Origin of the sequence: Rhizobium sp. BK112, from assembly GCF_014193215.1 — a bacterium.
Classification (GTDB): domain Bacteria; phylum Pseudomonadota; class Alphaproteobacteria; order Rhizobiales; family Rhizobiaceae; genus Rhizobium; species Rhizobium anhuiense.
On the sequence record NZ_JACHYZ010000008.1, the window covers coordinates 15227 to 27957 of the forward strand.

The following is a 12731-nucleotide window of genomic DNA, read 5'->3' on the forward strand; positions in this document are numbered from 1 at the left end:
GGGGTATGCCAATGCTGAGCAGGGTTATCAGACGGTTCTGGAACGATCATCGTGGCTATGTCATCGCCTTGACGCTCATCGCCATGCCGATGCTTCTCGGTTTTTCGCTGCTGATCATCGATGTCGGCCGCAGCAGCAACCTGCACACCGATCTTCAGAACGCGGTCGATGCGATGGCGCTGGCCGGAGCCCGCGAACTCGATGGCCGCGATGATGCCATTTCGAGGGCGCAGACGGCGATCGAGAAAATCGCCAATAGTGCGGCTTTTTCCGGGGGCGGGGCCGGCATGTCGCTTGGCTCGCATATTACCGTGGCCTATGACGCCGGCAACGATGCCGGGAGCACGGTCACCGTGCTTTTTCTGAAGAGCATCCCGGCCAACGACGATACGCCCATCCCGTCTTCGATGGAAACGACAACGGCCAGCGAAGCGTCCTACGCCTGGGTCATCGCCAAGCCGCAGGCGATGCAGACGATCTTTCCGATCCCGGTTGGTTTCACCCGCAGTACGATCAATATCGCCGCCGACGCCGTGGCGGTATACCACGCCAGCGCCTGCGACGTGACGCCGATCTTTATCTGCAATCCGTTCGAGCCGGCGGGCAACACGAGTGAAAGCGCCAGCGAAGTTGCAGCCGCGGCCCTGCACACCAATTTTGCGGCCGGCAATCTCTACGGGCGACAGATCGAGCTTCACAGCACCTCGGCGTCCAATCCCGGTCCCGGCAATTTCGGGTTCCTGCGGACCCCCTTGGGCAATGGTGCGTCCGTGCTGGCGGAGGCTCTCGCCACCGGGAACCCCGGTACCTGCTACACGCAGGACAGCCTCGATACGGAGACCGGCGCAAAGGCGGGGCCAGTCGAGGACGGCGTCAATACGCGCTTCGGTTTTTACTCCTCGTCGTTCAACAAGGCGAACGGCGACTATCGTTACCGACCCGCCCAAAACGTGCGCTCCGCTCAGTCGATCAGCGGCAAGGGAAAGAAGGGCTGCGATACTTATGATCCGGTCACGGTCGGAGCCGTTGTCGGCGATGCCACCAAGGCTTTGCCGCTCGGCTACGGAGCGTCCATGACCTCGCTTGCCGGCGGCAAGATCAGCAGCAGCAACAATTGGCAGTACATGACATATTGGAATGTCGCGCAGGGAACGGCCGCGCCCTCGGTGAGCACGGTCCTCGGCAGCCACTCCAGTTATCCGGCGCCGACCGGAACGCCAAGTCAACCCTCCGCTTACGATGTTTATCGTTACGAGCTGGCAAACCCGTCTCTCATCAGCCATGCCTCGGCCAATGGTGAGACCGGGACACCGGCAACCGGCGGCCAGTGCTATACCGGCCCGGACCTTTCGAACTATACGGCGGCCGAATACGGTGATCGCCGCGAGATCTTCTCAGCCATCGTCAATTGCGGCTATGAAGCCTCGGTCGGCCATTTGAACGGCCACAAGGCCACGCGCGCCGTGGCCTTCGCGCGCATGTTTCTGACCAAGCCGGCGATAAAGGATGGCGGCGAACGATACCTTTCCCTGGAGATGATCGACATCACCGGCAAGGGTGGTCGCGGTACGCTCGACGAATTCCTGCGGGAAGAAGCGGAGCTGGTCAGATGATGGCGCTCCGCAACTTTATCCGGCATCGGCTTTGCCTCGGCTTCTGGCGGCGGGAGGAAGGCGCGGTGCTTGCCGAAGCGCTACTCGCCATCCCCTTTGTGACGCTCTTTGCGGCGGGGATACTGGAGTTTGGCAGCATCTTCTGGGAGCGGATGCAGATCGACGCAGGCTTGCGCGATGCGGGGCGGTACCTTTCGCGATGCCGGCCGGTGTCGGGAACCTATGTGCCGACATGCAATCAGGCGACTGCGAAGACGATCGCCTTTTACGGAACGCAAACACCTGCGGCAGGCGCCATACCCCGCGTCCCCGGCTGGAAGGACGCTGCCGACATCACCATCACTGCACCCGATGCAGACGGGAACATCACCATTTCCACTGCTCATCTCTACGAGACCTCGCCGGTGTTCGGCTTTCTCGGAATCGACGCCATCACGATCAGCTCATTCCATGAAGAGAGGTACATCGGATGGTGACCTCTAGGGCGATCAAGACCTTCTGGCAGGATAGCAGCGGCGCCAGCCTTGTCGAAGCATTGCTGACCTTTCCGATCGTCATGCTGGTATTCGCCGCCTTCATCGAGTTCGGCTATGCCATGTCGCAGTGGAACCAGACCGTCAAGGCACTGCAATATGGTGCCCGTCTGGCGGCCGTATCCGATCCGGTGACGACGAATTTCAATGCCGTTTTCCCGATTGAAGCTGCCGATCCACTCAACAACGGCAAAGCGGCGCCGAACGATGCCACGATATCCTCGACCTGCGGGCCGGCTCTGGCGAACTGCACGGCGGCATTGAACCGGATCGTCCTGGGAAGCGACGGCGTTTGCAACGCGGGAACTGATCCTCACCCCGGCATTTGCGACCTCAATTGGCGCATCACGCCGGATAAGCTGATGGTCACCTACCAGCGATCGGGGCTCGGCTATTGGGGCCGGCCGGACGGGCCCGTGCTGACGATGCGGCTGGAGGTGCGCGATATCACCTTCGATCTGCCGATCCTCGGCGGCCTGCTGGGACTGAACGACATCACCGTCCCGGCCCACCCGGTGACGATCACGACGGAAGATCTAAAGACGTGCTCAACCTGCTGACTCCTTAAATTATGCGTAGGAAAGCGAAATGACAGCTCACATGAACATTGCCGCATCCACCAAGATCCTGGTTCTGTCCGACGACGCGGCTGCTGCGAGCTTCATGCTCGATACGTTCGGGTCGCTTTCGCGTTACGATGTCCGCCATCTCTCGCTGAAGGCGCTCGGAGAAAAGGGCCGCTTCGATCCGACGCAATTCGACCTGATCGTTCTCGACGTCGACAACGGGACATTGCTGCACCAGCCGGAGCTTTTCGCGTTTCGCACGAGCTATCGGGACATTCCGCTCGTCGTCGTTTCCGAAGACCTGGCGGACGACATGCTGCGGCTGCTCTTCCGCCTAAACGGCAATGACTGGCTGAAGAAGCCGCTCGATCGCCGCGCACTGATCGACATGATTTCGACCCACGCGCCGGGCACCGGGGCCAGCGACAGCCGGGTGCATGCCGTGGTCTCGGCCGTCGGTGGCGCGGGCGCCAGCATGATTGCTTCGTCGCTTGCGCATGTGCTGGCCCAGCCGACCAAGAATTCCACGCCGCGGATCGACTTGTTCGACACGGATTTTTGCTCCGGAGCGCTTGGCTATTATCTCAACCTTGTCAACGACTACGACTTGAAGCCGGTCATCGCCAATCCTTCCCGGGTCGATCTGGAATTCATCGATCTGGTCCGAAAGCGTCATTCGGGCGGCTTTTCACTGCTGTCCTTCAAGCAGCCATCAGTCCTTCTGGCGCCAAAGGGCCGTGAACTCGTGCTGCGTATGCTCGACGTGGCCGCCTTCGAGAGCGACCACACGATCATCGACGTTCCCTATTACGACACGCCGTGGAAATACGAGGTGCTGACGTCGGTCAACAGCATCTGCATCGTCACTGAAATGACGGTCCCTGCGCTTTCTCAAGCCAAGGATTTGTTTGCCAATCTGGTACGGCTGCGCGGTAGTTCGGATCAGATATTCATCGTCATCAACAAATACCGCAGCAAGCTTTTCGGCCTCGGCCTGCGCCGACAACAAACGGAGAAGATCTTCAAGGAGATCCCGACGCATGTCATTGCGGATGACTGGGATACTCTGAGCGAGGCAGTCAACCGCGGTGTGCTGCCATTTCAAGTGAATTCCCGGGCGCGCTTCTGCGGCGCGGTCGGTAAGCTTGGAGCACTGGTGCGATGAAGGCGATCGTCGGCCTTGCAGTTTTGGCAATTCTGGCCGCTGTCGGCGACGCCGCGGCAGGCGGGCTTGTGCCGCGAAGCCTTGGGCCGACGACAAGCGCCGTGGTGACGATCGAAAAAAGCTACGCGGCTGGGACGATCGTCATCGTCAGCGGCAATCGTACGCTGGATCTCGTCATCTCCGAAGGACGCGCGATCCGTTACAAAATCGGAGTCGGACGAGACGGATTTCGCTGGAGCGGTACCGTCAAGGTTGGACGCAAGGCAGAGTGGCCTGACTGGCGCCCGCCTGCCGAGATGAAGGCGCGCGCGGCCGGACTTCCGGACCTTGTGCCGGCTGGGCCGCTCAATCCATTGGGTGCCCGCGGGATCTATCTCTACAAGGGCGGGACCGACACGCTCTATCGCATTCATGGAACGAACGAGCAGTCGACGGTCGGCGGTTTCGCGTCATCGGGCTGTTTTCGCATGAGCAATGCCGACGTCATCGATCTCTATGCGAGGGTGAAAGTCGGTTCCACGGTCATTGTAAAATAAGAGTTCGGGGATGGGAAACATGGCGAACGGTATCATCGGGCGTTTCTATAAGCAGCGGGAGCCGGAAAGCCGCGAAGATCTGGAGGCGGCCGAACTGTCTTTGGTCGGCGCCGTTGAGAACATGCCTGCCCAACCGGCCTCCAACAGCGCCACTGCGAGCGGCGAAGAGGCTTCGCTGGGGCCGGACATGGTTTCCGAGCGGGTCAATCTGCACCGCTACCTGCTCGATCGCATCAACCTCGGGATCCTCGACACGCTCGACAACGAGGAGATCGCGACCGAGATCCGGCCGTTGGTCAAGGACTATATCCGGAACAACAACTTTCCGCTGAATGCCAAGGAAATCAATGATCTGATCCGCGATATCACCGACGAGATGCTGGGGCTGGGACCGATCGAGCCGCTGCTGGCCGATGATACAATCGCAGATATTCTCATCAACGGCTACAACAGCGTCTATGTCGAGCGGAGCGGCAAGCTGGAAGGCACCGCCGTGCGTTTCAAAGACGAGGACCACCTGCTTCGGGTGATCAACAAGATCGTCTCGGCGGTCGGCCGCCGTGTCGACGAGTCAACGCCGATGGTTGACGCCCGCCTCAAGGATGGCTCGCGTGTCAACGTCGCCATCCGGCCGATCTCTGTCGATGGACCGCTCGTTTCCATTCGCAAATTCACGCGCAAGCCGCTGACAATGGAGCGCCTGGTGCAATATGGCGCCATGGCCGATGCGATGCGCGTCCTGCTCAGCGCCGCGGTCAAGGGCAAGGTGTCCATGGTCATTTCAGGCGGCACCGGTTCTGGCAAGACCACCTTGCTGAACGCGCTCTCGTCGCAGATTTCTCCAAAGGAGCGCCTGATCACCATCGAGGATGCGGCCGAGCTTCAACTGCAGCAGCCACATGTCGGGCGTCTGGAAACCCGGCCGCCGACGCTCGACGGGCGCAACGAGATCCGGCAACGCGAGCTTTTGAAAAACGCCCTGCGCATGCGTCCCGACCGCATCATCGTCGGCGAAGTACGCGGCGACGAGGCGTTCGACATGCTGCAGGCGATGAATACCGGTCACGAGGGGTCGATGACGACCATTCACGCCAACACGCCGCGCGACGCCGTCGGTCGGCTTGAGCAGATGGTCGGCATGGCAGGGATGCCGATGTCGCAGTTGAGCATTCGCTCGCAGATCTCGTCCGCCATCACCATGATCGTGCAGGTCCAGCGCCTGAGCGACGGCAGCCGCAAGATCGTCTCGATTTCCGAGATCACCGGCATGGAAGGCGAAGTCGTGCAGATGCAGGAGATCATGAAATTCAAGAAAATCGGCACCGACGAAGGCGGACGGATCCATGGAGAATTCCGCGCCACCGGCATCCGGCCGCGGTTCGTCGAGGAATTTGCCGAACTCGGGATCGAGATCCCTTTGACGATTTTTGATCCCGGCAAACCGCTGCAGACAGGACCTGTTCAATGACCCTGACGCTCCTTTACGCCGCCGTTTTCACCGCCGCCCTTGTTGCTGTCGAAGCGATCATGCGCAGCTACTTCAAGAGCTCCGAACGACACCGGGCCGTGAACCATCGGCTGAGCTTGCTCGAGGTCAGCGATGATCATCGCAAGACCTATAGCGATATGCTGAAGGAGCGCGGTGCCGGCGGCGGTTGGCGGCAAACCCCCATCACGCAGCGGCTGCTGCAGTTCTACGCCCAGTCCGGTATCAAGTTCGATGCCAGGCGATTTGCTCTCTTCGCGATCGCGGGCGCCCTTTTGACGTGGTTGGCCGTGGGATTCCTCGTGCCGAACCCTCTGTTTCGGATCCCCGTCTTTCTCCTGATCTGCCTCCTCATCCCTGTACTCGTCGTCTGGCGCACCCGGGCGCGCCGCATGCGGAAATTCGAACTGAAGCTTCCTGAAGCGCTCGATGTCGCCAATCGCAGCTTGGCCGCCGGCCACCCGCTGCCGGCGGCGATTTCTTTGGTGGCACGCGAGATGCCTGATCCGATCGGCACCGAGTTCGGCCTCCTCTCGGATGAGCTCACCTACGGCGTGACGTTGGACGATGCCCTTGTCAACTTGGCGAACCGGGTCGGCGTCGAGGATCTGAACCTGCTTGCGATATCGCTAAGCGTGCAGGCCGGAACCGGTGGAAACCTCGTGGAGATCCTGCAGAACCTTTCGAAGACGCTGCGTGACCGGATGATGCTGAAGGCAAAGGTCAAGGCGATTTCGTCGGAAGGACGCATCACGGCGATCTTCATGTCGGCCTATCCGTTTCTGCTCTACGCGATGATCAAGGCGTTGTCGCCGACCTACTTCGATCCCCTCTGGGATAGCGGTCACGGAACCATGGTGGTGAGCGTGCTGCTGGCCGTCATGGCGATCGGGAATGTCATTCTCTACAAGATGGTCAACTTCGAGTACTGAGTCATGTCGAGTGAGTATGGAATTTATCTCATCGTCTTCTTTGCAGTGCTGATCTTTTCCGCAGCAGCATCGGAATTGTTTTTTCGACAGCGCGAGGTCTCGGTCCGGGTGTCGAAGAGCTCGGTGGCATCAGGCGACGAGTTCCACCTTGGCGATACGACGATTGCCGATCTCGGCGAGGCGGAAAACCGTCTGATCCGTCGCTATTTCGAGATTACGCGACGTGACACCAATGTGAACTCCACCCAGAACCGGCTGATCCGGGCGGGGTATTTCGCTGCCGGTGCCGTGACCACCTTCCAGGTGGTTCGCGCGGTGGTCTGTATCAGCATGCTCGTCGCAGCGGTCTGGGCCCTAAACCGGTTCGCGCCTGATATGTCGCAGATAGTGATGCTCATCCTTGGCATGTTTGCTGCGGGCGCGACCTTTATTCTGGTCAACATCTATATTGACCGGCGTGGTGCCGCCAAAGAGAGGGAGTACCGCCGCCTCTTTCCCGATTTCATGGATATGCTGATCGTCTGCCTTGATGCGGGGATGAGCATCGAGGCGGCGGCGAACCGCGTTGCCCGGGAATTCGTTGCCAAGCAGCAGGACTTCGGCCTGCATCTCTCGATCATGATGCTGGAAGTGCGAGGCGGCCGGCGATTGCGTGAGGCGCTCGCCAACCTTGCCGTCCGCCTGAGGATCGACGAGGCCCGGGCCCTTTCCGTTCTGTTCCGCCAATCGGAGGAACTCGGGACCAGCGTAACGCAGACATTGCGGGTCTACTGCAAGGAAATGCGCGACCTCCGTGTTGTTCGCGCGGAGGAAAAGGCAAACGCTCTGCCGGTCAAAATGCTGCTGCCGCTCGGCGCATTCCTTTTTCCGGTAAGCCTGGTCATCGTTCTTGTACCCGTTGTTATGCGTGTCGTCAGTCTTCTCATCGGCATGAAACCCGGCGGTTGAGCCAAGCGAGGTCGTATGCAGTATTCGCTCGAACAGAATCGTAACGAGGCCATCATTACCCTCGATCCGCGTATGCCCATGGCACCGGCAAGCATAGAACAAGCCGGACTGGATCCGTCGTTCCTGCTTCGGCTGGCGGCAAAATGCGCGGCCGAGCAGGATACGACCACGGTATCTCATCTGGCTGACCGCATGAAATTGCCGAAAGTGATCGTCAATATCCTGATCAAGGAGCTCGTGAAACTCGCATACCTTGAAGCTCGCGGCTTGGCTGGTGAGGATGTGCGATCCGATATTCGATATGCTCTTTCCATGAAGGGGCTCGAATATGCCCACGCGGCGTCGCGTCAAAGCCAATATGTCGGGTCGGCGCCGGTGTCGCTCGACGCGTTCTGCCGGCAAGTCGGTTTGCAGTCCATCCATTACGAGCGCGTGACCCCGGAGCGGCTGAACGACAGCCTTGACGGGCTGGTGCTCTCAGACGCCCTGGTCGAAAAGCTCGGCCCGGCCATCAACTCCGGTCGCTCTATCCTGCTTTACGGCCCCCCCGGCAACGGAAAGACGAGCATCGCCGAGCGGACGTCGCAACTGTTTCGCCAAACGATCTGGGTGCCCTATGCCATCGAGGTCGGCGGCCATGTCATCAGTTTCTATGACGAAGCGGTGCATCACCCCGTATCGCAGGCTGACACGGAATCTCATCCGAAAGCGGATCAACGATGGATCGAATGCCGCCGTCCGGTGATCAAGACGGGCGGGGAATTGACCCTCGATCAGCTCGATCTCACCTTCAACGAAGGACCGAATGTCTATGAAGCGCCCATACACTTAAAGGCGTCCGGAGGTGTTTTCATCATCGACGACTTCGGACGCCAACAAGTGGCGCCGCAGGCGCTCATCAATCGCTGGATTGTGCCGCTCGAGCGCGGATATGACTTCCTGACGCTGCACACCGGCAAGAAGTTCAGGGTTCCCTTTGACGAGCTGGTGGTGTTTTCGACGAATATCGCACCGAAGGACCTTTCCGACGAGGCGGGCTTGCGGCGACTCAAGTACAAGATCTTTGTGAACACGCCGTCGCGCGACGAATATATCAGAATTTTCAAATCCTATGCCAGCAGCACCGGATTGGCTGTCTGTGATCCAGACCTGAACCTGTTCTACGATCGCAAGTACAAAGGCGATGTGCCGGCGTCTTGCTATCATCCGAAATATCTTCTGGATTTCGTCGGTTCTTACTGTGATTTCAATGGCATAGATAGAAATGCATCGCTCGAAATGCTCGAACGGGCATGGGAAGGCGTGTTTACATCGGAATGATTGCGCACTTGCCGCCGATCGCGGCCAGGTAGATTTGATGACTTACGGGGGAGTAAACGAATGACCAGCATTCCGAGTATCGAGGTCGAAGCAGAACGCCCAAAACCAGGCAATTTGCGAACAGTAGAGCAGAGGGGCTCAAAAAGCCCGCTGCTCATCGGTTTGCTCCTGATGCTCCTGCCGGTGAATGCCGGCGTTCTCATCTATACCGCCAAAAACTCGGCGGATGTTCGCGAGAGCCGCGAGACCATCGCCGCGCTGAAAAGGTCCATCGACGGCCTGAAAGGACAGATGGAAAAGCAGTCGCGCAAGATCGACGACAATGCCAAGGCCGACGACGTCGCGCTGATCCGCCAGGGGATGGATGAGCTGCAAAAAGCCGTGGTCAACGAACGGCACAACGACACAGACGGTCTTCGCATGGGTTCCGCTTTGGTCCTGAGCGCGCCCGGCAAGGAACCGGCACAATTTTTCGCACCCCGTGCTGCGCCGGCGGAAACTCTGATGCCGGATAGCAGTCTTGCGTCAATCGCAGCCGGGGGCATTGCCGTCAGCGACCTGCCGCGTTACGAACGAACACTCTCGCCGGAAGGCCAGCTCATCCTTCGCAAGGCACGGTAGATAAAGGCTTCACCTGCAAAGCACGTGGCATCAGACGTGCTTCATGTGACGTGCTTCAGATCTTTGCTTTTACATGATCTCCCTGCCGCAAACCGCCGCACAGTTTTGCGCGACAGTTTTAAGGCAATCGCCGGACGCTGCCAGGGGCGCCGCGCCGATGCTCGCAACGCGGCAAGGGCGCTCTCATCTCTACACAGATTGCCGATCGCCGAAGGGCCGATCACCGCTGAGCGTAATTGACGCTGTTCTTCATCAACTCGAGATTACGGGCTGTGACTTCGTTTCCGGGATCAAGCTCATAGGCTTTCAGGAAATACCCTCTGGCAGTGCGCAAATCGCCGCGTAAAAGGTGAGAATATCCAATATTGTTGTAGTAGACCGGGGTGTTGCCGATCATGCGCGAGAGTTGCTGGTAGGCGCGGTCGGAGGTGTCGAAGCGGGCAACCATGTCGGCGGAGGCTGCCAAGCCTAGCCAAGCGGCCGGATCCTGCGGAAAAACGTCAACTGCTCGCTTGTAAATGGCGTAAGATTTTCCGTAGTTCTTTTCCTGAAACTGCAGTTTGCCGGTGGTTATCAACTCGTCGTTCTTATAGAAGGCGACGGCTGAGTCATCCTCGAGGGTCTTTGCACTATCGCCATAAGCAGCGAGACCATCGCTGGATGACTGGCAACCAGCTAAGATCGCTCCGGTCGCTATCAAAAGCGCGATGCATTTCGTTCCAACTCTGATCTGCAACATTGGCAATTTGATCCCCATCAGACATTCTTACCTAAGACTCGGATGTGTTCACCCGAGATCATCGTGAAAAAAAGCTAACAACTCAAGAATTTAAGCATATACTCACAAAAAAGCGAGAGAGGCGGTCTTCGCCGGAATGCGACAGTGTGATAAAAATGCCTACTATCCAAGGTAGGCATCATCTGCCTCGTGACTCCTGAGTAGAAATCAAATCGACGTCGCCTATCCTGCTCGTCAGGTCAACGGATGGAACGCCGCATGTGGATCGCGATTTTCACGCTGATGCGACTTGGGCCATCGCTGGCTTACGCGATAGCATCGATCTTCGTACTCAGCATACCGCTCCTGGAAAGCCACCCCTCAAGTGCCTCCGCCTGGTGGCTTTACATGACAATACTTCCGGTCATGCGCGAGCCCATCTATCTGCTTTTGGCGGTACCCGGCATTGGAATTTGGAGCGCCACGGTCCTGTTGATGCTTGCATCGATTTTCGGGGTCAGAGTGGCCATGCAGCCACAAAGACACCCCCGTTCAGGCTTCATCCATGCCCATATCGCGCTGATCGCGACCGGTCTGCCTATGGGGCGGGGAGCCGTTGCGCAAGCCGGCCTTTCCGAGTTTGCGCTGCCTCAATTTCAACGAGGCGACTGGTCGTTCCTGCCGCTATCCCAACCGCTTGGGACCTTCCTTTTCATATCCGTGTTTTTGGCTTGCATTTGCTGCCATTTGACAGCGATCAAGCGTGCAATATCGGCGTGATAGAAAAGGGTCAAAATCCTGATTTCGTTCAGCCCGGCTGGTTGACCCAGGCATAACCGAAACGATAGCGGTCGTCGCCGCGCTGATAGAAATAGGGCTTGTCGATCACCAATGCCTCAGGCGTGGATGCGCCAAGATTGGTCTGTAGCCATTGCGCCATATCAGGCGGCAGTGCTTCGCTGCCGTCCTTGGGGAGGAGCCACACCAGGAGAAGCGGTCGCCGGCCGGAGAGATCCGGGCTGAAACCGGGATAATCCACCGAGAGGACCGGCACGCCGGGAATATCCTGCCTGAGATTGCCGGCGAGCAGACTGTCGCCGGCAAGGATCGCCGCCGGTTCGGCCTGCTGGCGCAGGGTTTCCAGCATCGGGGCATAAGGCCTGTTCAGCCGCTCGTAATGGCCGGTGAAACGTGCGGCCGCGACGCTGCCGTAAAGGGCCGCCGGTACGCCGATCATGATGATGGCGACGACAGCCATGAAACGCCGGAATGCCTTGGCGGTCGTGACACCTGCGGCCTCGATCTTCAGGCAGACATAGAGCGGCAAGATGAAGAGCATCGGCACCAGCCAGCGATCCTTGATGCCGGCAGCACCCCCGAAGACGATCAGAAGTAGAATGCCGATGAGGAAGACCAGCATCATCCGCTCGAGCAACTGCGTCCATTGCGAGCCGGAGCCGAGCGCCGGACGAAGGCTTTTGCCGAAGATGATCGCGAATATCGCCACGGTCAATCCGGCAAAGCTGATGACGGCGAGGGCGAGCGAGCTGACGCCCATCGCCACCTGCGCGGGATAGCTCGCATGGCCGCTGGCGGTCATCTTCTCCAGGGTGCGTGCTGTGGCGAAATCGAGATTGTCCTTCAGCCAGAAGAGATGTGGCAGGATGATGATGAGCGCCACCACCGCCGTCAGTACCAGCCGCCTATCGAAGATCCGCGGCCGCAGACGCGCATCCGCCAGTGCGGCGATGAGGGCTGCCGCCGGCAGGATCGCAAAATTATATTTGGCAAGCAGGCCGAAACCGATGCCGACGCCTGCTATCAGATAGGAGGCAAGACTAGGCTGTTTCAGGCTGCGGATGAAGCCGTAGAAGAAGATGCTCGCCGAGAAGAACACGGCAACCGTATGCGTCAGGTCGCGCTGCATCTCGAAAACCATCTGCGGGATGGTGAGCAGGCCGAGCGTGGCGATCGCCACCAGCGCCTTGTCGCGCAGGATAAGCCGCGCTGTCAGGCCGTAGAGCAGGTAGGAGATGAACAGCAGAAGATTCTTGACCACCGAAAGGGCGGCAAGCGAGACGCCTGTCAATTGGAAGACGGTGTATTGCAGCCAATTGTAGAAGGGCGGCTGCGGGCCGTAGCCGGCGGCAAGCCATTGCGACCGGAAGACCTGTTCGGCCTCGTCGAGATCGAGCGAATGCGAGGTTGCGAGCCGTACGCCGACCTGAAGCATGAAATAGGCGGCCAGCAGGGCGAAAATCCAACTGATGTCGCGACGATTGGTTTCGGTCAT

The 12731-nt window shown here is 59.1% G+C and carries 13 protein-coding genes; 11 read left to right on the forward strand and 2 right to left on the reverse strand.

The features are described 5' to 3' along the window. Nucleotides 1-11 precede the first annotated feature (11 nt). Genes FHT75_RS21255 through FHT75_RS21300 form a run of 10 tightly spaced genes read left to right on the forward strand, consistent with a single transcriptional unit; the run spans nucleotide 12 to nucleotide 9720 of the window. A complete protein-coding gene (locus FHT75_RS21255; RefSeq protein ID WP_063474208.1) occupies nucleotides 12-1613 on the forward strand; it encodes a TadE/TadG family type IV pilus assembly protein in 1602 nt (533 codons plus the stop codon). Continuing rightward, nucleotides 1610-2089, forward strand: coding sequence for a TadE/TadG family type IV pilus assembly protein (locus tag FHT75_RS21260; RefSeq protein WP_063474209.1), 480 nt, complete (start codon nucleotides 1610-1612; stop codon nucleotides 2087-2089). The genes FHT75_RS21255 and FHT75_RS21260 overlap by 4 nt, the downstream gene beginning before the upstream one ends. Beyond that, nucleotides 2083-2706 carry a TadE/TadG family type IV pilus assembly protein gene (locus FHT75_RS21265; protein ID WP_063474210.1) on the forward strand — a complete coding sequence of 208 codons (624 nt, stop codon included), beginning with the start codon at nucleotides 2083-2085 and terminating at the stop codon, nucleotides 2704-2706. Before FHT75_RS21260 ends, FHT75_RS21265 begins: the two co-directional genes overlap by 7 nt. A gap of 28 nt (nucleotides 2707-2734) precedes the next feature. Then, nucleotides 2735-3877 (forward strand): response regulator/pilus assembly protein, encoded by a 1143-nt coding sequence (locus tag FHT75_RS21270; protein WP_063474211.1) that lies wholly within the window; start codon nucleotides 2735-2737, stop codon nucleotides 3875-3877. Continuing rightward, on the forward strand, nucleotides 3874-4413 hold the full coding sequence (locus tag FHT75_RS21275; RefSeq protein ID WP_063474212.1) for a L,D-transpeptidase: 540 nt from the start codon (nucleotides 3874-3876) through the stop codon (nucleotides 4411-4413). Before FHT75_RS21270 ends, FHT75_RS21275 begins: the two co-directional genes overlap by 4 nt. Before the next feature lie 19 nt (nucleotides 4414-4432). Then, nucleotides 4433-5881 (forward strand): CpaF family protein, encoded by a 1449-nt coding sequence (locus tag FHT75_RS21280; RefSeq protein ID WP_063474213.1) that lies wholly within the window; start codon nucleotides 4433-4435, stop codon nucleotides 5879-5881. Next, nucleotides 5878-6831 (forward strand): type II secretion system F family protein, encoded by a 954-nt coding sequence (locus FHT75_RS21285; RefSeq protein WP_063474214.1) that lies wholly within the window; start codon nucleotides 5878-5880, stop codon nucleotides 6829-6831. Before FHT75_RS21280 ends, FHT75_RS21285 begins: the two co-directional genes overlap by 4 nt. Nucleotides 6832-6834: 3 nt before the next feature. Then, nucleotides 6835-7779, forward strand: a complete 945-nt coding sequence (locus FHT75_RS21290; RefSeq protein ID WP_047616187.1) for a type II secretion system F family protein — start codon at nucleotides 6835-6837, stop codon at nucleotides 7777-7779. 15 nt (nucleotides 7780-7794) lie between these two features. Next, nucleotides 7795-9099 carry a hypothetical protein gene (locus FHT75_RS21295; protein WP_063474215.1) on the forward strand — a complete coding sequence of 435 codons (1305 nt, stop codon included), beginning with the start codon at nucleotides 7795-7797 and terminating at the stop codon, nucleotides 9097-9099. A 60-nt stretch (nucleotides 9100-9159) separates the two neighbouring features. Next, complete coding sequence (locus FHT75_RS21300; protein WP_047616191.1) at nucleotides 9160-9720, forward strand: hypothetical protein; 561 nt, start codon at nucleotides 9160-9162, stop codon at nucleotides 9718-9720. 220 nt (nucleotides 9721-9940) lie between these two features. Here FHT75_RS21300 and FHT75_RS21305 read toward each other — a convergent pair whose 3' ends face one another. Continuing rightward, nucleotides 9941-10459 carry a tetratricopeptide repeat protein gene (locus FHT75_RS21305; protein WP_028758844.1) on the reverse strand — a complete coding sequence of 173 codons (519 nt, stop codon included), beginning with the start codon at nucleotides 10457-10459 and terminating at the stop codon, nucleotides 9941-9943. A 258-nt stretch (nucleotides 10460-10717) separates the two neighbouring features. On the opposite strand from FHT75_RS21305, the gene FHT75_RS21310 reads away from it, so the two are divergent. Next, complete coding sequence (locus FHT75_RS21310; protein WP_183845226.1) at nucleotides 10718-11218, forward strand: hypothetical protein; 501 nt, start codon at nucleotides 10718-10720, stop codon at nucleotides 11216-11218. Between the two features lie 28 nt (nucleotides 11219-11246). Here FHT75_RS21310 and FHT75_RS21315 read toward each other — a convergent pair whose 3' ends face one another. Beyond that, on the reverse strand, nucleotides 11247-12731 hold the full coding sequence (locus tag FHT75_RS21315; protein WP_047616193.1) for an ArnT family glycosyltransferase: 1485 nt from the start codon (nucleotides 12729-12731) through the stop codon (nucleotides 11247-11249).